Below are 23,170 nucleotides of genomic sequence, written 5' to 3'. Positions count from 1 at the left end.
CGTCCATACGCGACGACGCGACCGTCGTCAGCCCATCAGCGCAGAACGCCGCGTTTGCGCATGTTGAAGGCATAACCAAACAGCAGAACCGCGATCAGCAGGATGACGAACGGCATCCAACTCATGGCCGCCATTTCAGGCGGCGCCGGTGGCGGCGGATCGATCACCTTGCCGTAGATCAGGCTGACCAGCGCCCCCAGCAGCGACAGGCCGAACGCCTCGACCGCCCAGCGCCGACGCAACAACAGCAGGACCGACCCAATCAACGCGCCCCACACGCCCAATGTCCACGGTACATACATCCACGCGGGCATGGCGTCGTAATAGGCGATCATGTCGTCGCCGAAGCCCATCTCGTGCATATAGGCCTCGCCCCGCGTCGTGGTCTGAACGAAGTCAAACGCCCCGAACCCGTTCCACAACAACGACAGCACGCCCACGACCCACAAATGCCAGGGCGTCTTCACCATCTTGATCATCGTCCCCTCCCAAGAATTTCAGACAGGGAGGCTAGACCCGATGCCGATGCGCGACAATGAACGGCGTTCAGTCAGACCCTTCGACATGCATCTGCGCCCGCATCTTGGCCCAGCGGTCCAGCCGCGCCTTGACCTTCTCCTCATGGCCCTCGCCCTTGGGCTTGTAGAAGGTGCGGCGCTCCATCTCGTCGGGGAAGAAGTTCGCGCCGGAGAAGCCCTCGGGCGTATCCGGGTCGTATTGATAGCCTTTGCCGTAGCCGAGCGATTTCATCAGCTTGGTCGGGGCGTTGCGGATATGGGCAGGCGGCATCAGCGAGCCGGTCTCATAGGCCGCCTTCTTGGCCGCCTTGAACGCCTCGTACACCCCCACAGACTTGGGCGCGGTCGCCAGGTGGACCACGGCCTGGGCCAGCGCCAGTTCGCCCTCGGGGCTGCCCAGGAAGTCGTAGGTATCCTTGGCCGCATTGGCGACCAGGATCGACAGCGGGTCCGCCTCGCCGATGTCCTCGACCGCCATCCGCACGATCCGCCGCGCCAGATAAAGCGGATCCTCGCCCCCGTTCAGCATCCGCGCCAGCCAATACAGCGCCGCATCGGGATCCGATCCGCGCACCGATTTATGCAAGGCGGATATGAGGTTGTAGTGCTCTTCTCTCGACTTATCATAAGCCGGCGCCCGCCTTTGCAGCACCCCGGCCAGCCCCTGCACGTCCAGTATTTCGCCTTCCGGCAAGTCGAACAGCACCTCCGACATGGTCAACAGATAGCGCCCGTCACCGTCGGCTAGGGCCAGCATCGCCTGCCGCGCCTCGGGCGACAGCGGCAGCGTCTGGTCCATATGCGCCTCGGCTCGCACCAGCAGCCGATCCAGCGCCGCATCGTCCAGCCGCTTCAGCACATAGACCTGGCTGCGGGACAACAGAGCGCCATTCAGCTCGAAACTGGGATTCTCGGTCGTGGCCCCGACGAGGGTGACGACGCCCGCCTCGACGAAGGGCAGGAAGCCGTCCTGCTGGGCGCGATTGAAGCGGTGGATCTCGTCCACGAACAACAGGGTCGACTGCCCGGCCGCCCGCCGCATCCGCGCCGCCTCGAACGCTTTTTTCAGATCCGCGACGCCCGAGAACACCGCGCTGATCGCCTGGTATTCATAGCCCGCCGCCTGGGCCAGCAGCCGGGCGATGGTGGTCTTCCCCGTTCCAGGCGGTCCCCACAGGATCATCGACCCCAGCCGCCCGGCCTCGATCATCCGCCGGATCGGTCCGCCCGTTCCCAGCAGGTGATCCTGCCCCACGACATCGTCCAGCGTGCGCGGACGCAGGCGGTCAGCCAAGGGCGCGTCGGGCGGCAGAATGCCGGAGGCTTCGAACAGATCGGTCATGCGTGCGACCTATGTAGTCATTCGCCTTGCGCTTTTCACGCGTTAGTATGGCGAACCGCCATGGAGACCGCCCCGATGACAGACGCCAATTCCAACCAGGGTCCGACCTCCGGCGTGACGCCCCACCTGACCGTTCCATCGCGCGGCGCATCGGCGGCGGTGGACTTCTACATCATCGCCTTCGGGGCCGAGGTTCTGGACCGCAGGCTGGCCGACGACGGCGAGCGGCTGATCCACGCCCATCTGAAGATCAATGGCGCCAGCGTCATGCTGAACGACGAATTCCCGGAATACACCGGCGTTCAGGACGTGCGTCCCGCCGGGGTCACCCTGCACCTCCAGGTCGTCGATCCCGACGCCTGGTGGACCCGCGCCATGACCGTCGGCGGCGCCGAACCGGTCATGGACATGGCCGACCAGTTTTGGGGCGACCGCTACGGCGTCCTCCGCGACCCCTTCGGCCACACCTGGTCCATCGGCGGCCCGACGAAGGGCGGCTAGTCGGCCGCCTCGCGCTCCAGCCGCGCCTGCAACCGTCCCCTCGCCCGCTCGGCATAGGCGCGGCACGCCGATGGATCGAGGAAGGGATTGACGACCGCGCCCGCTTCCAGCGCCGCAATCTTCACATCGCCGCCCGAGTTGTCCGGATGGGCCGAGACCAACAGGTCGCAATCCAGATCTTCGACCCGGTCGATGGACGCGCGCAACTGCGCCGTCACCTCGGGATGTCCGGTATAGGTGAAAGTCCCATTCGCCACGGCGTTCAGGCTGGACGCGAAGACCACATTCATGCACGCGTCGCCTTCGCAAGACCGCAAGGTCCAGCTGACGCTTCCGGGCGTGTGGCCGGGCGTGAAGACGGCCGTCACCGCCGTGTTCCCCAGCCTCAACACGCCACCGTCGTCGATCCCGCGGGTGTTGGAAAAGGGCGGCGATTTGGAGATATTGCTGGCTTGAGGATCATGGGCGTCGACCTCGCCGGCCCGAAGCGCGGCGGCCCCGATCGGGCTGGTGATCACTTCGGCGCCGCTATCGCGCGCCAGCGCCGCCAGACCGCCTGAGTGATCGAAATGCGCCTCGGTGTTCAGGATGTAGCGGATGTCTTCTACGCGAAAGCCCAGCTGCCGAATGTTCGCCTCGGTCGCCGCCACCGTCTGCGGCAAGGCGCCGTCGATCAAGATCAGGCCGTCGCCCGTATCGATCAGGACGATGCTGATCCCGCCTGTCCCCACAAAATAGGTATTCCCAAACAGCTTCAGCGGCGTCTGCGGCTTCAACCAGTCGGGATTTGCGGGCAACGCAGCCGTCAAGGGATCGTCATGACCCGCGCTCCAAGCTGCACAGAAAAACGCGGCGGCGGCGATGACACAAGATAGGTATTTCATGGCCTCATCCCGCACACGGCGGCCAACACGGTCAAGCTTGTGAAGGACTGTGTTGTGACTCGGTCGTGGACAACTATCTCAGCACGCCCCGGATCTGGCGGCCGCCGCGGTTGACGACAACTTCCCACGGGCCGCGACCGGAACTGGCGGCCTCGACGTCGCGGGCGCTGGCGATGGCGCGGCCGTTGATGCTGACGATCAGGTCGTTCTGGCGGAAGCCCGCGCGCGCCGCATAGCCACGGCCCGACACGCTGGTGACGATGACGCCCGTGGCGAAGGGATCACCGCCCAGACGGTCGGCCAGGGCCGGGTTCAGGGCCACGACTTCGGCCCCCGCGAAGGGACCGGCGGCGATGGTGACGCCCTGTTTCGGATCGGCGTCGCCCGGCAGGGGCTGCACTCGCGCCGTCAAGGTCTGGGCCCGCCCGTCGCGAAGAATGGCCACCTGGACCTGATCGTTCGGATTGCGTGAGCCGACGCGGTAGTTCAGCCCGCCCTGGTCGTTGATCTCCTGGCCATCGACGGCGGTGATCACGTCGCCCTGCCGCACGCCCGCGCGGGCGGCTGGGCTGTTCGCATAGACGTCGGTGACCACCAACCCCTGCGGCCGGGTCAGGCCCAGGCTGCCGGCGATGTCGCCGGTGACGGTGTCGCCCTTCACCCCCAGCCACGGCCGAACGACCGTCGTCGCCCCGCCCAGCGCCGAATCCACCACGCGCTTCACCATGGCGGCGGGCACGGCGAAGCCGACCCCGGCCGAGGAGCCCGAGCGCGAAAAGATCGCGGTGTTGATGCCGATCAGGTCGCCGTCCATGTCCACCAAGGCCCCGCCAGAGTTGCCGGGGTTGATGGCTGCGTCCGTCTGGATGAAGGAGCCGCTGTCGGAAATGCCCGTCTCTGTCCGATTCAGAGCCGAGATGATGCCGTTGGTCACCGTCTGGCCCACGCCGAACGGATTGCCGATGGCCAGGACCAGGTCGCCGACCTGCTGCTCTTCCTGATCGTCAATGGCCAGGACCGGCAGTCGGTCGCTGACGTTCTCCAGCCTCAGCACCGCGATATCGCTTCGCTCGTCGGCCAGGATGACGGTGGCGGGAAACTCGCGCCGGTCGTTCAGCACGACCTTGATCTGTTGGGCGCCCTGGATGACGTGATTGTTGGTCACCACGATCCCGTCCGAGCGGACGATGACGCCCGACCCGACCGATTCCGCCACCCTCGCCTGGGGAATGCCGCCGCCGAAGAACTGGAAGAAAGGATCGGCCTGGACCCGCTGCACGCTGCGCGCCGAGATATTGACCACGGCGGGCGCGGCGGACCGCACGACCGGCGCAAAGCTGGACTTCATCCCCGCCGCATCGGACGGCGCCGTGCGCGTCGGCTGGGCGAACTCGCCCTCCTGCGCCTTGGAGCTGTTGGGATTGCCGCACGCCGACAGGGCGAAGGCGGCGGCGAGCACGATCGATCGGGTCTTCATGGTCATCCGAGAAAGTCAGGCTTCAAGCGACGCCATACCGCACCCGGTTTCGGGCCGGATCAAGGCGTGGGAACCTCATCAACGGACAAGCTTTCGCGCCGTTCCGCACCATCGTCTCCTCCCCACTTGTGGGGATGGGGACCGCGAAGCGGTGGAGGGGCTCTTGAAGTCCCACAGGCGCCTGTGATGTGTCGCAGGGCCCCTCCGTCACGGCGCTGAAGAAGCGCCGCGCCTCCTCCCCATGAAATGGGGAGGAGACGATGGTCAGCCATCACAATGCCGCTGGTCCATTCGCTGCGATTCCAATCGCTTGCCGATTTATGTCCCCCTTCGCCTGCCCAAGGGGTCAAACCGCCGCATAATATACCCGTCCCGTCGCATGGAGGGCTCGCTTGGCCTGCGACCTTGCGGCGGCGGGAGCGGATGGAACGGGAGCGGGGGTGAAATCCCTCCGCGCTGACATCGACTCATGGAGCGGTGTCGGAGGGTCGAGGGGGATACTCGATCGCACTCGGGACAGCCCTCGCAGGGGCTGCCGACCCGTCGCAGGCTTATGGGGTTAGGCGATAAGACCGCCACCGCTCGACGCCCCGAGCCTGCAGGCCAACCTTCCGCGCGGAGCGTCATACCCTTCGTCGAAACGGTACTTACAAACTCACACTCCGGGCGAAGGCCCGGCGCTCCGCCCAGCCCTCCACCAACTTCGCAGCGAAAGCGCGAAGGCGAACACACCTGCGCGCCGCCTTATTTGCTCTCGGGCCTCAGGATCGCTACATCCGCCCCAACTCCCCAATCAGACGAACCCGAAGGGCGCACCGCACCTCATGGCGCAGCAATATATTTTCCAGATGCAGGGTCTGACCAAGACCTTCCCCGGCGGCCGCAAGATCTTCGAGAACATCTGGCTCAGCTTCTACAACGACGCCAAGATCGGCGTCGTCGGCGTCAACGGCTCGGGTAAGTCCACCCTGCTGAAGATCATGGCCGGCCTGGACACCGAGTTCACGGGCGAGGCCCGCGCCGCCGACGGCATCAAGCGCGGCTATCTCGAGCAGGAGCCTCAGCTCGATCCCGCCCTCAACGTTCGCCAGAACGTCGAATCCTGGTGCGAAGAGAAGCAGTGGGTCAACCGCTTCAACGAAGTCGCCGCTGAACTGGGCGAGAACTACACCGACGAACTGATGGAGGAGATGACCACCCTCCAGGAGAAGATCGACGCCGGCGACGTCTGGGACATCGACAGCCGCATAGAAATGGCCATGGGCGCCCTGCGCTGCCCCGACGACGACTGGGAAGTCACCAACCTGTCCGGCGGTGAAAAACGCCGCGTGGCCCTGGCCCGCTTGCTGCTGTCCAAGCCCGACATGCTGCTGCTCGACGAACCGACCAACCATCTGGACGCCGAATCCGTCGCCTGGCTGCAGCACCATCTGGAGAACTTCCCCGGCTGCGTCATCCTGGTGACCCACGACCGTTACTTCCTGGACCTCGTCACCAAGTGGACGCTGGAGCTGGACCGCGGCAAGGGCCACCCGCACGAGGGCAACTATTCCTCGTGGCTGGAAGCCAAGACCAAGCGCGTCATTCAGGAAAACTCGGAATCCGAAGCCCGCCAGCGCGCCCTCAGCCGCGAACTGGATTGGGTCCGTTCGGGCGCCAAGGCCCGTCAGGCCAAGTCCAAGGCCCGTCTGGCCGCCTATGAGCGGATGGTGGACGAACAGGAATCGATGCGCGGCGCCCAGACCCACGCCCACATCCAGATCCCGCCTGGCCCGCGCCTGGGCAATGTCGTCCTGGAAGTCGAGGGTCTGCAAAAATCCTATGGCGACAAGACCCTGTTCGACAACCTGACCTTCAAGCTGCCGCCCAACGGCATCGTCGGCGTCATCGGCCCCAACGGCGCCGGCAAGTCGACCATGTTCAAGCTGATCACCGGCCAGGAAACCCCTGACGGCGGCACCGTCAAGGTCGGCGAAACGGTCAAGCTGGCCTATGTCGACCAGTCGCGCGACGACCTGAAGCCTGACGAGACCATCTGGCAGGCCATTTCGGGCGGCACCGAAGTGATGATGGTCGGCAAGCGCGAGATCAACACGCGCGCCTATGTCGGCAGCTTCAACTTCAAGGGCGGAGACCAGCAGAAGAAGGTCGGCCAACTGTCCGGCGGTGAGCGTAACCGCGTCCACCTGGCCAAGACCCTGGCCTCGGGCGGCAACCTGATCCTGCTCGATGAACCGACCAACGACCTGGACATCGAAACGCTGCAGAACCTCGAAGAGGCCCTTGAGGGTTTCGCGGGCTGCGCCGTGGTCATCTCCCACGACCGCTGGTTCCTCGACCGTCTGGCCACCCATATCCTCGCCTTCGAAGGCGACGGTCACGTGGAATGGTTCGAGGGTAACTTCGAAGCCTACGAACAGGACAAGATGCGCCGCCTGGGCGCCGACAGTATCATCCCCAAACGCATCCAGCACCAGAAGTTCGGGCGCTGATCACCTGACCTGAAAAGAGGAGCCGCTGCATGACCCAACGCCCCGCCGTTCTCATCATGCAGCGGCATCTCGCCCCGCTCTCGGGCTTTCTTGAGAGCGCCTACGACGTCTATCGCTTCTGGGAAGGTCCGCCGATCGAGGCCGCTCACGACATCCGCGTCATGGTCGTCGCCGGCGAGGCGACGCTGGACAAGGCGCTGATCGAACGTCTGCCCAACCTCGACCTGCTGGCCTGCTTCACCTCGGGCTATGACGGCATCGACATCGACTGGTGCCGCGCGCGTGGCCTGCCCGTCACCCACGCCCCCGGCGTCAATCACGAGGATGTCGCCGATCATGCCTTGGGTCTGATCCTGGCCGCTCGTCGCCAGATCGCCTCCGGCGACCGTCAGGTCCGTTCCGGCGGCTGGACCGCCGAGACCCGCACCATCACCGGCTCCCTCGGCGGCCAGAAACTGGGCATCGTCGGCCTGGGCCATATCGGCAAGGCCGTCGCTGACCGGGCCGAGGCCTTCCGCATGGCGGTCAGCTGGTGGGGGCCACGTCCCCACGACGCCGAATGGCCCCGCGCCGAAAGCCTGGGAGCCCTGGCCAAGGCCAGCGACATCCTGGTCGTCGCCTGCAAGGCGGACGAGACCAATCGCGGCCTGATCTCGCGCGACATCCTCGACGCGCTCGGTCCCGACGGCCTGCTGGTCAACGTCTCACGCGGCCAGGTCGTGGACGAGGACGCCCTGATCGCCGCCCTGAAATCAGGCGCCCTGGGCCAGGCTGCGCTGGATGTCTTCATCGAGGAGCCGACCGACCCGAACCGCTGGGCCGGCGTGCCCAACGTCGTCCTGACGCCCCACACCGCCGGCGCCACGACCGCTGGCGTGCAGGGCATGCTGATGCTGCTGATGCAGAACCTTCAGGCGCATTTCGCGGGTGAACCGCTGAAGACGCCCGTGGCCTGACCTCAGCGCGGCCGCTGCGGCCGTTCGTCCGGCGTCACCACCCCGTCGCCGTTCTTGTCCAGAGCTTTGAACTGGGCGTCCAGACCCACGGTGAACTCCTCGCGCGTCACCCGCCCGTCGCCGTCCGCATCCATGCGCGTCAGCATCCGACCGCCGCGCGCATTGGCCAGTTCGGTCGCATCCACCACGTCGTCGTGATTGACGTCCAGCCGATCGAACATCTGGGTCATCCGCGCCTGCATCTGCGCCAGGCTCTCTCGCTCCGGCGGACGCATCCCCTCCATGGGAGGCCCCGACATCTGCGGCATCGGCGGCTCGGGAAAGTCGCTCTGAGCCAGAGCCGGACCGGCGGCGGCAAGAGCGAAGGCGGCGATCAGCAGAATACGCATGGGACCACTCCAAAAGGGCTGCGAACCCTTGAACGTACGCACGAACTATTCCCGTCGCCGCCCCGTCAGGAAAGCGATTTCGCTTGCCAAATCATATAAGGATATCCTTATATGAACATATGAGCCTGTCCGCCGATCAGACTGTCGAAGCCCTTCGCGCCGCCGGAGAACCCACCCGTCTGCGCGTCCTTTCGCTGCTCGCCGGCGAAGAGCTTTCGGTCATGGAGATGTCGCGAATTCTCGACCAGAGCCAGCCGCGGGTGTCGCGTCATTTGAAGTTGATGACAGACGCCGGGCTGATCGAACGCTTTCCAGACGGCGCTCGCGTCTACTATCGCCTGTCGCACGACGCCCAGGCGCGCCGCCTGATCGACACTGTGCTGGACATTCTGGCCGACGACGCCGGCGAGGCCGATCACCGCCGCCTCGACGAGGTTCGCAAGGACCGAGAAGAAGCCGCCGTCAGCTATTTCGAACAGGTCGCGCCACAATGGGACCGCCTACGCTCGCTCTACGTCAGCGAGAGCGCCGTCGAGGCGGCGCTGGAAAAGGCCGTCGGCCCCGGCCCGTTCGAACGCGTCGTCGATCTGGGCACCGGCTCGGGCCGGATGCTGACCCTGTTCGGCAAGAAGGCCAAGATGTCGGTTGGGCTGGACCTCAGCCAGAACATGCTGAACATCGCCCGCACCAATGTCACCAAGGCCGGGCTGGACAAGGTCGAGCTGCGCCACGGCGACATCTTCGCCACCCGCCTACCCGCCGCCAGCGCCGATCTGGTGATCGTGCATCAGGTGCTGCACTACCTGTCCGACCCATCCGCCGCGGTCGCCGAGGCCGCCCGCCTAGTCAGCCCGAACGGCCGCCTGGTCATCATCGACTTCGCCCCCCACGACTTCGAGCATATGCGCGAGGCGCACCAGCATCGACGCCTGGGTTTCGCCGATAGCGAGATCAACGGCTGGCTGCTCGACGGAGGCCTGACGCCGTCCGCTCCCATCGCCCTGCCGCACGACGCCGAGGGCCTGACCGTGACCATCTGGACGGCGGAACGCCGCGTCCAGGACAGAAAGACCGCTTGATGGCCTTCCCCGCCTCGTTGAATCTGGCTGACGCTCGCGCCCTGCTGCTGTCGCCCCTCGGCCCTGTCGCTCGCGCGGGGTCCAACCGCGATGACGTGCGCGTCTCGTTCGAATTCTTCCCGCCCAAGACGGACGAGGCCGAGGCCAATCTTTGGAAGGCGATCCGCCGGCTTGAGCCGCTGAACCCGGCCTTTGTCTCGGTGACCTATGGCGCCGGTGGCTCGACGCGCGAGCGGACCCATCGGACGGTCCAGCGCATCATCGCCGAGACGTCGCTTCGCCCTGCCGCCCACCTGACCTGCGTCGAGGCCAGCCGCGACGAGGTCGATGAGGTCATCGCGGGCTATAAGACCATCGGCGTCGATCACATCGTCGCCCTGCGCGGGGACCCGCCCGGCGGTTCCGGCATCGGCGGCGTCTATCAGCCCCGCGCCGACGGCTACGCCAACGCCACCGAACTGACCCAGGCCATCAGCCGCGTCGGCGGTTTCGACGTCACGGTCGGCGCATATCCCGAACGCCACCCCGAAAGCCCCTCCATCGACCACGACATCGATGTGCTGAAGGCCAAGGTGGACGCCGGCGCGACCCGTGCGGTCAGCCAATTCTTCTTCGACATCGACGCCTTCCTGCGCTTTCGCGACAGGGTGCGAGCGGCGGGCGTGATCATCCCCCTGATCCCCGGCGTCATGCCCGTGTCCAACTTCGCCGGCCTGACGCGCATGTGCGGCGCCTGCGGGACCAGCATCCCCGACTGGCTGAAGGCCCATTTCGACGGATTGGACGAGGATCCCGAGACCCGCAAGCTGCTGGCCGCCTCCGTCGCCGCCGAGACCTGCGCGCGTCTGCAGGAAGAGGGCTTCTCCGACTTCCACTTCTACACCCTGAACCGCGCCGACCTGGTCTATGCGATTTGTCGAGTGCTAGGCGTGCGTGAGGCCTCGCAATGACGCCGACGACCAAATCCTCCCCCGCCCCTTCGCGGGGGAGGGGGACCACGAAGTGGTGGAGGGGGCGACCCCAGACACCGGCGTGTGAAGTCGCCCCCTCCACCACCCTTCGGGCGGTCCCCTTCGCTTCGCTCGCTGTGGAGGATCAAATATGACCCGCGCCGAACGTATCGCCGCCCTGCATCAGGCGGCCAAGGAACGCATCCTGGTCCTCGACGGCAGCTGGGGCGTGATGATCCAGCGTCGCGGCCTGGACGAGGCCGACTTCCGCGCTGACCGCTTCGTCGCCGCCAACGGCTATGACGAAAAGCACCAGATGAAGGGGAACAACGACATCCTCTGCATCACGCGTCCTGACGTCATCTCGGACCTGCACGACCAGTATTTCGGCGCCGGCGCCGACATCTCCGAGACCAACACCTTCTCCGGCACCACCATCGCCCAGGAAGACTATGCCTTGGACGCCCAGGCGGTGTGGGACATCAATCTGGAAGGCGCCGAAATTGGCCCGCGCCTCAGCCGACCGTTGGACGGAAAAGGAGCCGCACAAGCCCCGGTTCGCCGCCGGTTCCATCGGCCCATTGAACAAGATGCTATCGATGTCGTCTGACGTGAACGACCCAGGCGCCCGCAGCGTGACCTTCGACCAGGTCTATGAGGCCTATCGCCATCAGGTGAAGGCGCTGAACGAGGGCGGGGTCGACCTCTATCTGATCGAGACCATCACCGACACGCTGAACTGCAAGGCGGCGATCAAGGCGATCAAGGACCTTGAAGATGAAGGCATGGACGCCCTGCCCATCTGGATTTCGGGGACTATCACCGACCGTTCGGGCCGCACCCTGTCGGGCCAGACGGCCGAGGCCTTCTGGAACAGCGTGCGCCACGCCAAGCCGTTCGCGGTCGGCTTCAACTGCGCCCTGGGCGCCGACCTGATGCGGCCCTTCATCGCCGAACTGAGCCGCGTCGCCGACACCCTGGTCGCCGCCTATCCCAACGCCGGCCTGCCCAACGCCATGGGCCAGTACGACGAGGAACCGCACGAAACCGCCCACTTCATCGAAGAATGGGCGGCGTCCGGCCTGGTCAACATCGTCGGCGGCTGCTGCGGCACGACCCCGGATCACATCAAGCACGTCGCCGAAGAGGTCGCGCCGCTGAAGCCGCGCGCGATCCCGGAACGGCCGGTGGCCTTGCGGCTGTCCGGGCTGGAACCGTTCGAGATGGTGGCGTGAGGAAGAGACTATGATCGAAAAGATGGCCGAGTTGTTCAAGGACCCTGAACACGCCAGAACCTACGCCGAGCGCCCGAAGAAAATCATTCCGGGCTTCGACGGCCTGCATCGCATCATGGCGCAACTGATCTCCGAAGCGTCGCCCGCGAACATTCTCGTTGTCGGCGGCGGCGGCGGGCTTGAGCTGAAGACCCTGATCGACGCCCTGCCCGAGACCCGCTTCTGCGCCGTCGATCCGTCTGCCGAAATGGTTACCCAAGGCAAGGCCTACCTTGGCGACCCAGCATCGGTGGACTGGGTCGAAGGCTATGTCTTCGATGCGCCGGAAGTGCGGTTCGACGCCGCCACCTGTATGCTGACGCTGCATTTCGTGCCCGACGACGGCGCAAAACTGGAGACGCTCAAGGCCATCCACAACCGCCTGAAGCCGGGCGCGCCCTTCGTCATGGCGCATGTCAGCGTCGACAAGAACGCCCCCGCGTCCGACCGCCAGTTCGACCGCTATATCCGCTTCTCCAGCGACAGCGGCCTCGACCCCGAAGTTATCGAAAAGGCCCACGAACGCGTGCGTACCCAACTGAACTGCGTCGGCCCCGCGCGCGACGAACAACTGCTGCGCGAAGCCGGCTTTGGCGCGATCGAGCCGGTGTTTCAAGGCCTCTCGTGGCACGGCTGGGTGGCCTACGCCTGATGCGCCCGATCTTCATCAACGTGGGCGAACGGACCAACGTCACCGGCTCCGCCAAATTCCGCAAACTGGTGGTCGAGGGCGACTATTCGGCTGCGCTGGACGTCGCGCGCCAACAGGTCGAGGCGGGCGCCCAGGTCATCGACATCAACATGGACGAGGGGCTGCTGGACGGCGTCGTCGCCATGCGGACCTTCCTGAACCTGATCGCGGCCGAGCCCGACATCGCCCGCGTGCCGGTGATGATCGACAGCTCCAAATGGGAGGTGATCGAGGCGGGTCTGAAGTGCGTCCAGGGCAAGCCCATCGTCAACTCGATCAGCATGAAAGAGGGCGAGCAGGCCTTCCGCGACCATGCGATCAAATGCCTGCGCTATGGTGCCGCCGTCGTGGTCATGGCCTTCGACGAGGTGGGCCAGGCGGACACCGCCGCCCGCAAGATCGAGATATGCACCCGCGCCTACGACATCCTGGTCAACGAGGTCGGCTTCCCGCCAGAGGACATCATCTTCGACCCCAATATCTTCGCCGTGGCGACGGGGATCGAGGAGCACGACAACTACGCCGTCGACTTCATCGAGGCGGTGAAGGTCATCAAGACCACCCTGCCCTACGCCCGCATCTCGGGCGGGGTGTCGAACGTCTCGTTCAGCTTCCGCGGCAACGAGCCGGTGCGTCGGGCGATCCACAGCGTCTTCCTGTACCACGCCATCGCGGCGGGCATGGACATGGGCATCGTCAACGCCGGCGACCTGCCCGTCTATGACGACATCGACGCCACGCTGCGCGAGGCCGTCGAAGATGTGATCCTGAACCGGCCGCAGCGGACAAACGTGTCCAACACCGAGCGGCTGGTGGACATGGCGCCCAACTACAAGGGCGAGAAGGGCGCGGCGCGGGTCGTCGATCTGAAATGGCGCGAACAGCCTGTCGCCGCCCGCATCGCCCACGCTCTGGTCAACGGCATCACCGAATATATTGAGGCCGATACCGAGGAAGCCCGCCAGTCGGTCGAACGTCCCCTGCATGTCATCGAAGGTCCGCTGATGGACGGGATGAATGTGGTCGGCGACCTGTTCGGCTCGGGCAAGATGTTCCTGCCGCAGGTGGTGAAATCCGCCCGGGTGATGAAACAGGCCGTGGCCTGGTTGAACCCGTTCATGGAGGCCGAGAAGGAAGGCAAACCCCGCGAACAGGCCGGCAAGATTCTGATGGCTACGGTCAAGGGCGACGTCCACGACATCGGCAAGAACATCGTTGGCGTCGTGCTCCAGTGCAATAATTACGAGGTCATCGACCTGGGCGTCATGGTTCCGGCCGACCGGATTCTGGAAGAGGCCAAGGCCCACAACGTCGACATCATCGGCCTGTCCGGCCTGATCACCCCCTCGCTGGACGAGATGGTCTTCGTCGGCGCCGAGATGGAGCGACGCGGTTTCGACATCCCCCTGCTGATCGGGGGCGCCACCACCAGCCGCACCCACACGGCGGTCAAGATCGAACCGGCCTATCGCCGCGGCTCCACCACCTATGTCATCGACGCCAGCCGCGCTGTCGGCGTGGTCTCGGGCCTGCTGTCCAAGACCGAACGGGCCAAGAACGAGGCCGCCACCCGCGACGAATACATCCGCATCCGCGAGCAATATGCCCGCGGCCAGGAGGTGAAGGCCCGCGCCACACTGACCCAGGCCCGCGAGAACCGATTCCGAATCGATCCCGCCCAGCCCATGCCCGGCAAGCCGTCCTTCATCGGCGTGAAGGCGTTCGACGCCTGGGATCTGCAGGACCTGGCCGACCATATCGACTGGACGCCCTTCTTCGCCAGCTGGGAGTTGATCGGTCGCTATCCGCTGATCCTGGAGGACGAGATCGTGGGCGAGGCCGCGCGCGACCTGTTCGACGACGCAAAGGTGATGCTGAAGCAGATCATCGACGAGAAATGGTTCACCGCCAAAGGCGTCGTCGGCTTTTGGCCTGCCCGCGCCGACGGCGATGATGTCGTGGTCTTCGCCGACGAAAGCCGTTCCGAAGAGATCGCCCGCTTCCACACCCTGCGCCAGCAGATCAAGAAGACGAACGGCAAGCCGAACCTGGCCCTGTCCGACTTCATCGCCGAGCAAGGCCAGGACTACATCGGCGCGTTTGCGGTCACCGCCGGTCACGGCGAATTGGAAATCGCCAAACGGTTCAAGGACGCCGGCGACGACTATTCGTCGATCCTGGCAACCGCCTTAGCCGACCGGCTGGCCGAGGCTTTCGCCGAACGCCTGCACAAGGAAGTCCGCACCCAGTTGTGGGGCTATGCGCCCGACGAAGCGGTCGGCATTCAGGATCTGATCGAAGAGAAATACCAGGGCATCCGCCCCGCCCCCGGCTATCCGGCCCAACCCGACCACACGGAAAAGGCGACCCTGTTCCGCCTACTGAAGGCCGAGGACAATGCCGGCATGGCCCTGACAGAGAGCTATGCCATGACGCCCCCGGCCTCGGTCTCGGGCCTCTATTTCGGCCATCCGGGCAGCCACTATTTCGGCGTCGGCAAGATCGATCTCGACCAGGTCGAGGACTATGCGCGCCGCAAGGGCTGGGACTTGGCGACGGCCGAACGCTGGCTGGCGCCGATCCTCAACTACGATCCCTACGCCGCCAAACGCGAAACGGCGGCCTGAGCCGAGGCTCAAGCCGCCGCTTCATGACTGGCGCCAAGGCGTCGCCGGGTAACTATTCCAGACCGACGCTTTCCGGCGTGGCCGGCGGCGTGGTGATGTTGTCGCGGATACGGCGCGCGGCGTGCTCGCAACGACCCGGCAGGCCAAAGAACAAACCGAACGACTGGCTGCGCGCCTCCGCATCCGTATTGGCCATCAACGGGGCCCACTGCGCCTTGACGGCGGCGACGGCCTGCTCGGCCTCAGCCTTCGACGCCGCCGACTGACGCGGCGCAGCGACCGCCAGGGCGCTGCGGAAATCCTGCGCCTCAAGCCGTCCCAGGCGAACCAGTTCGACATCCTCGGGCGCATGGGCCGTCAGGGTGTCGCCCAGATCCGCATGACCCGTCACCAGCGCATCGCACCACGCCACCAGCGGATAGTCCGCGCTGGGCGCCCCGCGCGGCAACGGCCGTGCATAGGCGATCGCCTCACGCATCTTCAACGCGTCGGCAGTCTCGGAACTCCGGTTGCCCGTGACGATCGGGCCATCTTGAGTTTGAGCGACGACAGAGCCGGCAGCCAACAGCGACAGGGCGGAAACAGCGGGTACGAGGCGTTTGAACATAGTCTTCCTTAAGGGGCGCCGCGAACAGGCGGCGATCATCAACGCTCGCCCGCCCCGATGGTTTTTCTACGGCGGCGCTTAAACGAAAAAGGCGGCGGATCGTTGCTCCGCCGCCTCAGTCTCGTGTCGTTGACCAGCCTTAGAACTTGGCGGTCATGCCGACATAGTAACGGCGACCCAGCACGTCATAGGTCGACGGATCGGTGTTGGCTTGAACGCCCGGCGAGAACACGTTCGGCTCTTCGTCGGTGAGGTTGTTCACCCCAGCGCGCACGGAGACGGTGTCGTTGACCGACCACGACCCGTTGAGGTCGAAGTAATCGATCGCCGGCAGTGTGTCACCGCCGCCGAAGACCGTCATTTCACCCACGCGGCGCCAGCGAGCACCGACCGAGAACGGGCCGTTCGCCCAGTTGATCGAACTCAGCGTCTTCCATTCCGGGAAGGTGTTGCCGAAGGAGCTGGCGATCGTGCCGGTCCGGTCGGTGAACACGCCGCCTTCGACGACGTTGTCTTCGCGGTTTTCCAACCAGCTGACGACCGTGTTCAGATCGATCGTGCCCCAGCTGGGGGCGCCCATGTCGGCGAGGTTGAAGCGCCAGTCGACCTGAAGGTCGACGCCCGAAGTCCGCAGAGCGCCCAGGTTGGCGTTGTTCTCGATCGTGTTGAAAACGTTGCCCGACAGCGGATCCCGTTGGAACAGCTGGCAGTAGCTGTTGTTCGGATCGAAGTCAGGGTTTTCGCCGGTCGCGTTGAAGCAACCTTGCAGTTGCTGGTCCACCGTGATCGCACCGATCGCATCAACGATCTCGATGTTCCAATAGTCGATCGAGGCCGACAGGCCCGACAGCCAAGGCGATTGGAACTGGGATTGGTACACCAGGCCCACCGACCAGCTGTCCGAGGTTTCTTCCGTCAGGTCGGGGTTGCCGCCGCTGACGCCCGGAACCTGATCGTTGCCAAACTCATAGTTGTCGATCGCGGCGGCGGAGACGCCTTGCGCCAGGCAGAGCGCCCGGACAGCAGCCGCATCAGGCCCTTGGCGATAGCTGCTGTTGATATCGCAGGGATCGCCTTCCAGACCGTCGTCCGACGGATCGCCGATCGCCGGGAAGCCAACGTTCTGCGGCGCGAACAGCTCACCCACGGAAGGCGCCCGAACGGCTCGGTTGTATCCGCCGCGAGCGCGGAGGCCGTCCACGATCGTCCAGTCGACATCCACACGATAGGCATTGGTGCCGCCGATGGTTTCGTAGTCGGCGTAGCGATAGCCGAGGGTCAAATCGAGCTGTTGAATGAACGGCAGGTTCGACAGCACCGGGATCAAGGCTTCTGCGAACAGTTCCTTGGAGCTAGTGCCGCCCGAGAGAGGCTGGCTCGGGTTGAAGCCGGCGATTTCATTACCACCCGTGGTGCTGCCGTCCGGCAGGGTCACGACCGGATTGATCTGAGCCAGAGACGTATCGGGATCGAACGAGAAGTCGTTCTGGCGGTATTGAGCGCCAACGGCGACCCGAACCTCGCCGGCCGGCAGGTCGAACGCCTTGCCTTGCAAGGTGCCCTCGACCACCCGCTGTTCCGACTCGGTGATGTTCTTCGCAGCACGACCGATGTAGTTGATGCAGTCGGCCGACAGGGCGTTGGCGCCGAAGGGGTTAAAGCCGCCTTCGCAGAGGCTGACGCCGCCGTCCGCTGCATTCAGCAAGGCTTGCACAGAAGAACGCGAGACGTTGCCGGATTGGATCGACGTGTTCGAAACGCGACCGAACGTGGCATAGACATCGTAGGTCCACGAGCTTTGCGGAACGTTGCCCCGGATGCCCGTGGTCAACTGATAGACATTGTACTCGCTTTGCTCATGCCGGCCGCCCAGGTCCGTGAAGCGCTTGTCCAAGCGGAACGTGGAGCCCGGGGTGGGACGAGAGGCAAGGAAGACCGCCAGATCGTCCGGAATGAACGGGTTGGTCACCGGGACGCGGAAACCGGTCGGCCCAGCAGCCGGGCTGGCGGCCAGTTCGGTGTCGGCGGTGTAGTTGGTGAACAGGGCGTTGGCGTAGACCTCGGCCGAGTCGTTGATCTTGTAACGGCCGCCCGTATAAACGTTCCAGCGATCCAGCGGCAGCTGCAGATAGTTCAGCGGGCCGGTGTTGAACGAATAGTTGGCGGGGGGGTTGTTGAAACCGTCATAAGCGATGCCGCCCGGGCTCTCGAAACCGCGGGTTCGGCTGTAGCTGAACAGCGTACCGCTGTTGTTGAAGCCAAATGCCGCCGTGTTGTTCAGCGTGGGATCGTTGAAGTAGGCTCGGACGAGAGCGATATCTGGAAGGTTGGCGCCGTCAAAGACAGTCGAGCCAAGGGGCGAAGTGCCAGAACCGCCGGATACCGACGAGAAATCACGTGCCGCGTTGAAGATTTGCTCGCGAGTAGAACGGCCCAGCGACAGCACCATGTTGCCACGGTCGTCGTCGAAGTTTCCGCCGACAGTGAGCGAATAGCTTTCGGTCTTGCCGTCGCTGCGGTCTGTTTCACCATATTGAGCGTCGAACTGAACGCCCGAGAAGTTCTCGTCGAGGATGAAGTTGGCCACGCCTGCGAGCGCATCCGAACCATAGGCCGCCGAGGCGCCGCCCGAGATGACTTCAATGTTCTTGATCAGGGCGGTCGGGATCAGGTTGACGTCGACCGATCCGTCGGAGTTCGACGGAACGATGCGGCGACCGTTCATCAGCACCAGGGTGCGAGCCGAACCAAGGCTGCGCAGGTCGATGTTCGCTTGACCGCCGTTCGACGGGTTGTTCGACGTAGACGAGATCGACGGCGTGAACTGCGGCAGGTCGTTGATCAGGCTGTCGATGGTGACGGCGCCAGTCGCCTGGAAATCCTGTGTATCGACGGTCACGATCGGGCTGCTGGAACGATAGTCTTGACGCGCGATGCGCGAACCGGTGACGACGATCTCGCCGACTTCGGTCGCCTGATCGTCCGTGGACTGAGCGAAGGAAGGCGTGGCGGCCATCGCCAATGCGGCGCCGCCGATGATCGTGGTCGCCAGCAGGCCGCGGCGATATCTGTTGGTGTTCAAGGCTTATTCTCCCGGGAAGAGCCAAAAATCGTTAAGAAACGAGCCGCTCAATCAATAGCCATTTACCGACCGTGCGATCGGTTGAACGCAAGAGCATACCAACCCTCATGCTAAGTCCAGCGAGAACGCAGCGTTTGGACACATTGAAGACACGCCTGTCGCAAAGACGACACACCACAGTCGCCTCTGAGACATGGCGCGCGGCTTGAATTCTAATGATATACTTCGTGGAAACATCAATTGGCCGAGATTATAATGACCCAGGAAACCGATAGCATCAGATCAAGGATCGCAGTTTTTCCAATTATAGCGGCATTTTTGGTCGCCACCCCCGCCATTGCGAGACAGAATACGGCCGCGGCAGGAAGCGACCTGATCGGCTCGGTGACGCGCTGCCGCGATATCCAGGCGGATGTTGCAAGATTAGCGTGCTTTGACGCCGCATCGGCCAGCTTGGCCGCAGCCGGAGAGGTCGCTGTCGTCAGCCGGCAGGATGTGGAGCAGAATCAGCGTCGGCTGTTCGGGTTCAATGTCTCGGCGCTCAATCCGTTCGACAGTTCGGGCCGGTCGGAAAGCCTGCAGTCCATATCGGCCACCATGACGTCCGCGAGAAGCCTTGGTCGGGGCGAGTGGTTGATCACGCTGGATGACGGGTCGACGTGGCGAAAGACGGACGGCGTGGAAACGCTGTTTTCGGCGAACCGTCAGTATCCTGTCACCGTGCGACGAGCGGCGCTGGGGAGCTATATGATGAAGGTGGCGAACGACCCGCCGTTCCGCGTCAAGCGCGAATAGACGTCTATCGCTCGATCATCACCCGCGCTGCATAGGGCGCGGGTTCGGGAGTGCAGGAGGCGGCGATCAGTTGCACCGCGGCGAGACAGAGGAAGGCGATCGCGACGAGCGGGAGCCGATTTGATACAGCGAAGGCGATCGAACGGGCCATGGCGGGCGCTCCAAGCATGATGACCGACGCGTTAACGCAAGCTCTGCGCCAGATGGAGCCGTGGCGATGATCCCTTTCGTCCGGGCCTTCGACTTCGCCTATGGGCGGCGCGATCAGGTCTCGCCGCTGATCCAACGGGTGATCGCCGACAATCCGGGGCCGTTCACCTTCACCGGGACGGGGACCTATATCGTCGGGCGGCCCGAGGCGGGGGCTGAGGTGGCGGTGATCGATCCGGGGCCGCTGGATCAAGCCCATCTGGCGGCGCTGATGAAGGCCGTCGAGGGGCGGCAGGTCAGCCATGTCCTGGTGACGCATACGCATCGGGACCATGCCCCTCTGGCGAGACCGTTTGCTGAGGCGACCGGGGCGCGGATTTTGGCGGCCCGGCCTCCGGTGCGGGAGACGCATGCGTCTGGTGCCTTGGACGAGGATGACGATGCGGAGTTTGCGCCCGATGTCGTGCTGACGGGCGGCGAAGTGATCGGAAGCGACGGCTGGACGATCGAGGCGATGTTCACGCCGGGTCATGCGTCAAATCATATGGCCTTTGCCCTGCGCGAGGAGAACGCCCTGTTCTGCGGCGATCATGTCATGGGCTGGTCGACGACGGTCGTGGCGCCGCCAGACGGGAACATGCGCCAGTATCTGGCCAGTCTGGACGCGGTCATTGCGCGGGAGTTCGACGTGCTGTGGCCGACGCACGGGGCGCCGGTGACGCAGGTGCGGCCGTTTCTGGCGGCGTATCGCGCTCACCGGCTGGAGCGGGAAGCGCAGATCCTACAGAGGCTGGCGGCGGGGGACCGGACGGTCGCCGAGATGGTGCCGGTTCTGTACGCCGCCGTCGATCAACGGCTGTGGCCAGCGGCGTCGCTGTCGGTGCTGGCCCATCTGATCAAGCTGGTGGAGGACGGGACGGCGTTCAGCGATGTCGAGCCAGGCCTGACCGCTCGTTTTCGTCTGGCCTAGCGTTCAGCCTCCAGGTTCCGGGCGATCTTGGCGGCGAGGCGGCAGGTGGCGCCGCCGTCGGGGCGGGCGTCGCGGGCGGCGACGCGGATGTCGGTGCGGCCGGGGCGGATGCGGACGACGGCGTCGCTGACGAAGCCGAACCAGGCCCCCTCATGCACGGCCTCGACCTGGAAGGTGGTGGCGCGGGTGACGACGAAGCCGGCGTCCACCAAGGCCGATGTCGCCTGCTGGGCCAGGACCTGGGTCGGGACGGCGTTCAGGTCGGGACAGGTCTGGGCCGCCGATCCGGCATGCAGGGCGGCGACGCGGGAGAAGGCCGGCGGCTCACCGACATTGGTGGTCACATCACGTGGGTTAGGCGCAGCGTCCTGCCCCTGACGCCAGACGAAGCCGGCCACCGTCGCGCCGGCCAGGACCAGGGCCGCCAGCGCATACAGCCCCCTGCCCTTCAGATCGCGCAGCGCCAGCACAGCCGCCGCCAGCGCGCCCGCCAGACCGACCCAGGCCAGGACGCGCGCCACCGTCCAGGTCAGCAGATCATAGCTGACCGACAGATCGACACCGCCGAATCGCGTCGCCGCGATCGCCGCCACGATCAGCACCGCCGGCGCCGCCGCGAGCGCGGTCAGCCACGGCAGGACGGCGGGGACAGGCTTTCTGGTCGGCATTCAGGCTCCGGTTCGGCTCAGGCTGCGGGGGGCAGACGGTAGTCCTTCATCCGCTCGCGCAGAAGCTTCTTGTCGATCTTGCCCGTGGCGCCCAGCGGGATGTCGTCCACGGCGACCACGTCGTCGGGCATCCACCATTTGGCGATCTTGCCCTGCAGGAAGTCGAGATGCTCCTGCTTGTTTAGGGCCTCGCCGTCTCTCAGCTTGAGCAGCAGCACCGGCCGCTCGTCCCATTTGGGGTGGGCGGCGCCGATGACGGCGGCCAGTTCGACCTTGGGATGGCCGACGGCGATGTTCTCGATCTCGATGGAGCTGATCCACTCGCCGCCCGACTTGATCACGTCCTTGGACCTGTCGGTGATCTGCATGAAGCCCCGGTCGTCGACCGTGGCCACGTCCCCGGTATCGAAGAAGCCTTCGCCATCGACGATGGAGCGCTCTTCCCGGAAATAGGCGGCCGCGACGGTGGGGCCCTTGACCATAAGGTGACCGACGGCGGCGCCGTCGTGCGCCAGGGTCTGGCCGGCGTCGTCCTTCAGTTTCAGCTCAACGCCCAACGGGGGCGTGCCCTGTTTGGTGCGATAGGCCAGCTGTTCCTCGAACGGCAGTTGGGCCAGTTCCGGCGTCATGTTGGACAGGGTGCCGATCGGCGACGTCTCGGTCATGCCCCAGCCCTGCAGCACCTCGATGCCGAAGTCGTCGTGGAAGGCGCGGATCAGGCTTTCCGGCACGGCCGATCCGCCGATCAGCACCCGGGTCACGGTTGACAGCTTCAGATCATGCTCGCGCATATGGGCCAGCAGGCCTTGCCAGACCGTCGGCACGGCGGCCGAGAAGGTAACCTTTTCGCTTTCCAGCAGCTCGTAGATCGAGGCGCCGTCCATCTTGGCGCCCGGCATCACCAGTTTCGCGCCCGAGGCCGGCCCGACGAAGGCGATGCCCCAGGCGTTGGCGTGGAACATCGGCACGACCGGCAGGATGACCTCGGTCGTCTTGGCGCCGACGACGGTGGATTGCATAGCCATGAAGGTGTGCAGGAAGTTGGAGCGGTGCGAATACAACACCCCTTTCGGATTACCCGTCGTGCCTGAGGTGTAGCAGAGGCCCCCCGCCGTGTTTTCCTCGAAGTCGCCCCAGACGACGTCCGCTGACTGGCCCGCGATGGCGTCTTCATAGGCCTCGGCCTTGGGCAGTTTGGTCTGCGGCATGTGGGCCGCGTCGGTCATGATGACGACGCGCTCGACCTTGGGGATGTGCGGCAGGATGGCTTCCAGCAGCGGCACGAAGGTCAGGTCGACGAAGATGATCCGGTCTTCGGCGTGGTTGATGATGTAGATCAGTTGTTCCGGGAACAGGCGCGGGTTCAGGGTGTGGCACACCCCGCCGATGCCCATGATGCCGTACCAGGCCTCGATATGGTTGGCGGTGTTCCAGGCCAGGGTGGCGACGCGGTCGCCCGGCTTGACGCCCCAGGCCTTCAGGGCGCTGGACACGCGTTTGGCGCGCTCGTGGATCTGGCCATAGGTCGTGCGGACGATGGGGCCCTCGACAGAGCGGGTCACCACCTCGCGGTCGCCGTGCCAGTGTTTGGCGTGGTCGATGATCTTGTCGACCGTCAGCGGCCAGTCCTGCATCAAGCCCAGCATGTCGTTTCCTGTTCCTTGGTTGCGTCTGATTGATCCGACGCTTGAACGGACGCTAACATCGGTGATCGACGA

Annotated in this window: 19 protein-coding genes and 1 pseudogene; 10 read left to right on the top strand and 10 right to left on the bottom strand. The window is 65.0% G+C overall.

The window, feature by feature from the left end:
- Positions 1-35 precede the first annotated feature (35 nt).
- Both ACZZZD_RS01545 and ACZZZD_RS01540 read right to left on the bottom strand, forming a co-directional pair.
- Positions 36-479, bottom strand: a complete 444-nt coding sequence (locus ACZZZD_RS01545) for a hypothetical protein (protein ID WP_463432012.1) — start codon at positions 477-479, stop codon at positions 36-38.
- Positions 480-546: 67 nt separating this feature from the next.
- Complete coding sequence (locus ACZZZD_RS01540) at positions 547-1,860, bottom strand: replication-associated recombination protein A (protein ID WP_463432010.1); 1,314 nt, start codon at positions 1,858-1,860, stop codon at positions 547-549.
- Positions 1,861-1,935: 75 nt separating this feature from the next.
- Here ACZZZD_RS01540 and ACZZZD_RS01535 point away from each other — a divergent pair, with 75 nt between their 5' ends.
- Positions 1,936-2,361, top strand: a complete 426-nt coding sequence (locus ACZZZD_RS01535) for a VOC family protein (RefSeq protein ID WP_463432008.1) — start codon at positions 1,936-1,938, stop codon at positions 2,359-2,361.
- On the opposite strand, the gene bla is transcribed toward ACZZZD_RS01535, so the two are convergent.
- Complete coding sequence (gene bla, locus ACZZZD_RS01530) at positions 2,358-3,245, bottom strand: subclass B3 metallo-beta-lactamase (protein ID WP_463432006.1); 888 nt, start codon at positions 3,243-3,245, stop codon at positions 2,358-2,360. The genes ACZZZD_RS01535 and bla overlap by 4 nt on opposite strands.
- 73 nt (positions 3,246-3,318) lie before the next feature.
- A complete protein-coding gene (locus ACZZZD_RS01525; RefSeq protein ID WP_463432004.1) occupies positions 3,319-4,722 on the bottom strand; it encodes a Do family serine endopeptidase in 1,404 nt (467 codons plus the stop codon).
- Between the two features lie 824 nt (positions 4,723-5,546).
- On the opposite strand from ACZZZD_RS01525, the gene ettA reads away from it, so the two are divergent.
- Together ettA and ACZZZD_RS01515 are read left to right on the top strand one after the other, a co-directional pair.
- Complete coding sequence (gene ettA / locus ACZZZD_RS01520; protein WP_463432002.1) at positions 5,547-7,214, top strand: energy-dependent translational throttle protein EttA; 1,668 nt, start codon at positions 5,547-5,549, stop codon at positions 7,212-7,214.
- Positions 7,215-7,243: 29 nt separating this feature from the next.
- Positions 7,244-8,170: a 2-hydroxyacid dehydrogenase gene (locus ACZZZD_RS01515; RefSeq protein ID WP_463432000.1), complete on the top strand. Its 927-nt coding sequence runs from the start codon at positions 7,244-7,246 to the stop codon at positions 8,168-8,170.
- Positions 8,171-8,172: 2 nt separating this feature from the next.
- On the opposite strand, the gene ACZZZD_RS01510 is transcribed toward ACZZZD_RS01515, so the two are convergent.
- The gene (locus tag ACZZZD_RS01510) at positions 8,173-8,559 is read right to left on the bottom strand and encodes an EF-hand domain-containing protein (RefSeq protein ID WP_463431998.1); all 387 of its coding nucleotides are present in this window, start codon (positions 8,557-8,559) and stop codon (positions 8,173-8,175) included.
- A gap of 119 nt (positions 8,560-8,678) precedes the next feature.
- On the opposite strand from ACZZZD_RS01510, the gene ACZZZD_RS01505 reads away from it, so the two are divergent.
- The 5 genes and pseudogenes from ACZZZD_RS01505 (at position 8,679) to metH (ending at position 15,180) form a co-directional block, all read left to right on the top strand.
- Complete coding sequence (locus ACZZZD_RS01505) at positions 8,679-9,638, top strand: ArsR/SmtB family transcription factor (RefSeq protein WP_463431996.1); 960 nt, start codon at positions 8,679-8,681, stop codon at positions 9,636-9,638.
- On the top strand, positions 9,638-10,588 hold the full coding sequence (gene metF, locus ACZZZD_RS01500) for a methylenetetrahydrofolate reductase [NAD(P)H] (protein WP_463431994.1): 951 nt from the start codon (positions 9,638-9,640) through the stop codon (positions 10,586-10,588). The genes ACZZZD_RS01505 and metF overlap by 1 nt, the downstream gene beginning before the upstream one ends.
- Before the next feature lie 151 nt (positions 10,589-10,739).
- Positions 10,740-11,823 (top strand): annotated as a pseudogene (locus ACZZZD_RS01495) (homocysteine S-methyltransferase family protein).
- A gap of 10 nt (positions 11,824-11,833) precedes the next feature.
- Positions 11,834-12,514, top strand: a complete 681-nt coding sequence (locus ACZZZD_RS01490; protein ID WP_463431992.1) for a class I SAM-dependent methyltransferase — start codon at positions 11,834-11,836, stop codon at positions 12,512-12,514.
- On the top strand, positions 12,514-15,180 hold the full coding sequence (metH, locus tag ACZZZD_RS01485; RefSeq protein WP_463431990.1) for a methionine synthase: 2,667 nt from the start codon (positions 12,514-12,516) through the stop codon (positions 15,178-15,180). Before ACZZZD_RS01490 ends, metH begins: the two co-directional genes overlap by 1 nt.
- Before the next feature lie 52 nt (positions 15,181-15,232).
- Here the strand turns inward: metH and ACZZZD_RS01480 are convergent, their stop codons facing one another.
- Together ACZZZD_RS01480 and ACZZZD_RS01475 are read right to left on the bottom strand one after the other, a co-directional pair.
- Complete coding sequence (locus tag ACZZZD_RS01480) at positions 15,233-15,787, bottom strand: hypothetical protein (protein ID WP_463431988.1); 555 nt, start codon at positions 15,785-15,787, stop codon at positions 15,233-15,235.
- Positions 15,788-15,926: 139 nt separating this feature from the next.
- A complete protein-coding gene (locus ACZZZD_RS01475) occupies positions 15,927-18,869 on the bottom strand; it encodes a TonB-dependent receptor domain-containing protein (RefSeq protein ID WP_463431986.1) in 2,943 nt (980 codons plus the stop codon).
- A gap of 255 nt (positions 18,870-19,124) precedes the next feature.
- Here ACZZZD_RS01475 and ACZZZD_RS01470 point away from each other — a divergent pair, with 255 nt between their 5' ends.
- Entirely contained in the window at positions 19,125-19,664 is a 540-nt protein-coding gene (locus ACZZZD_RS01470; RefSeq protein WP_463431984.1) for a hypothetical protein, read from the top strand.
- A 4-nt stretch (positions 19,665-19,668) separates the two neighbouring features.
- Here ACZZZD_RS01470 and ACZZZD_RS01465 read toward each other — a convergent pair whose 3' ends face one another.
- Complete coding sequence (locus tag ACZZZD_RS01465) at positions 19,669-19,815, bottom strand: hypothetical protein (RefSeq protein WP_463431982.1); 147 nt, start codon at positions 19,813-19,815, stop codon at positions 19,669-19,671.
- Between the two features lie 66 nt (positions 19,816-19,881).
- On the opposite strand from ACZZZD_RS01465, the gene ACZZZD_RS01460 reads away from it, so the two are divergent.
- Positions 19,882-20,784 (top strand): MBL fold metallo-hydrolase, encoded by a 903-nt coding sequence (locus ACZZZD_RS01460; RefSeq protein WP_463431980.1) that lies wholly within the window; start codon positions 19,882-19,884, stop codon positions 20,782-20,784.
- Here ACZZZD_RS01460 and ACZZZD_RS01455 read toward each other — a convergent pair.
- Positions 20,781-21,452: a DUF1499 domain-containing protein gene (locus tag ACZZZD_RS01455; protein ID WP_463431978.1), complete on the bottom strand. Its 672-nt coding sequence runs from the start codon at positions 21,450-21,452 to the stop codon at positions 20,781-20,783. The two genes, ACZZZD_RS01460 and ACZZZD_RS01455, sit on opposite strands and share 4 nt — an antisense overlap.
- Before the next feature lie 17 nt (positions 21,453-21,469).
- On the bottom strand, positions 21,470-23,098 hold the full coding sequence (locus ACZZZD_RS01450) for a long-chain-fatty-acid--CoA ligase (RefSeq protein WP_463431976.1): 1,629 nt from the start codon (positions 23,096-23,098) through the stop codon (positions 21,470-21,472).
- Positions 23,099-23,170 lie beyond the last annotated feature (72 nt).

It is taken from the genome of Brevundimonas sp. AC546, from assembly GCF_979258305.1.
The sequence above is the reverse complement of the archived record's forward strand: the minus strand, read 5'-3'. Positions and strand labels throughout refer to the sequence as shown.

Excerpts from the sequence above, each read along its gene's own strand:
- ACZZZD_RS01545 (WP_463432012.1), bottom strand. The coding sequence starts at position 479 with ATGATCAAGATGGTGAAGACGCCCTGGCATTTGTGGGTCGTGGGCGTG.
- ACZZZD_RS01540 (WP_463432010.1), bottom strand. The coding sequence starts at position 1,860 with ATGACCGATCTGTTCGAAGCCTCCGGCATTCTGCCGCCCGACGCGCCC.
- ACZZZD_RS01535 (WP_463432008.1), top strand. The coding sequence starts at position 1,936 with ATGACAGACGCCAATTCCAACCAGGGTCCGACCTCCGGCGTGACGCCC.
- bla (WP_463432006.1), bottom strand. The coding sequence starts at position 3,245 with ATGAAATACCTATCTTGTGTCATCGCCGCCGCCGCGTTTTTCTGTGCA.
- ACZZZD_RS01525 (WP_463432004.1), bottom strand. The coding sequence starts at position 4,722 with ATGAAGACCCGATCGATCGTGCTCGCCGCCGCCTTCGCCCTGTCGGCG.
- ettA (WP_463432002.1), top strand. The coding sequence starts at position 5,547 with ATGGCGCAGCAATATATTTTCCAGATGCAGGGTCTGACCAAGACCTTC.
- ACZZZD_RS01515 (WP_463432000.1), top strand. The coding sequence starts at position 7,244 with ATGACCCAACGCCCCGCCGTTCTCATCATGCAGCGGCATCTCGCCCCG.
- ACZZZD_RS01510 (WP_463431998.1), bottom strand. The coding sequence starts at position 8,559 with ATGCGTATTCTGCTGATCGCCGCCTTCGCTCTTGCCGCCGCCGGTCCG.
- ACZZZD_RS01505 (WP_463431996.1), top strand. The coding sequence starts at position 8,679 with ATGAGCCTGTCCGCCGATCAGACTGTCGAAGCCCTTCGCGCCGCCGGA.
- metF (WP_463431994.1), top strand. The coding sequence starts at position 9,638 with ATGGCCTTCCCCGCCTCGTTGAATCTGGCTGACGCTCGCGCCCTGCTG.
- ACZZZD_RS01490 (WP_463431992.1), top strand. The coding sequence starts at position 11,834 with ATGATCGAAAAGATGGCCGAGTTGTTCAAGGACCCTGAACACGCCAGA.
- metH (WP_463431990.1), top strand. The coding sequence starts at position 12,514 with ATGCGCCCGATCTTCATCAACGTGGGCGAACGGACCAACGTCACCGGC.
- ACZZZD_RS01480 (WP_463431988.1), bottom strand. The coding sequence starts at position 15,787 with ATGTTCAAACGCCTCGTACCCGCTGTTTCCGCCCTGTCGCTGTTGGCT.
- ACZZZD_RS01470 (WP_463431984.1), top strand. The coding sequence starts at position 19,125 with ATGACCCAGGAAACCGATAGCATCAGATCAAGGATCGCAGTTTTTCCA.
- ACZZZD_RS01465 (WP_463431982.1), bottom strand. The coding sequence starts at position 19,815 with ATGGCCCGTTCGATCGCCTTCGCTGTATCAAATCGGCTCCCGCTCGTC.
- ACZZZD_RS01460 (WP_463431980.1), top strand. The coding sequence starts at position 19,882 with ATGATCCCTTTCGTCCGGGCCTTCGACTTCGCCTATGGGCGGCGCGAT.
- ACZZZD_RS01455 (WP_463431978.1), bottom strand. The coding sequence starts at position 21,452 with ATGCCGACCAGAAAGCCTGTCCCCGCCGTCCTGCCGTGGCTGACCGCG.
- ACZZZD_RS01450 (WP_463431976.1), bottom strand. The coding sequence starts at position 23,098 with ATGCTGGGCTTGATGCAGGACTGGCCGCTGACGGTCGACAAGATCATC.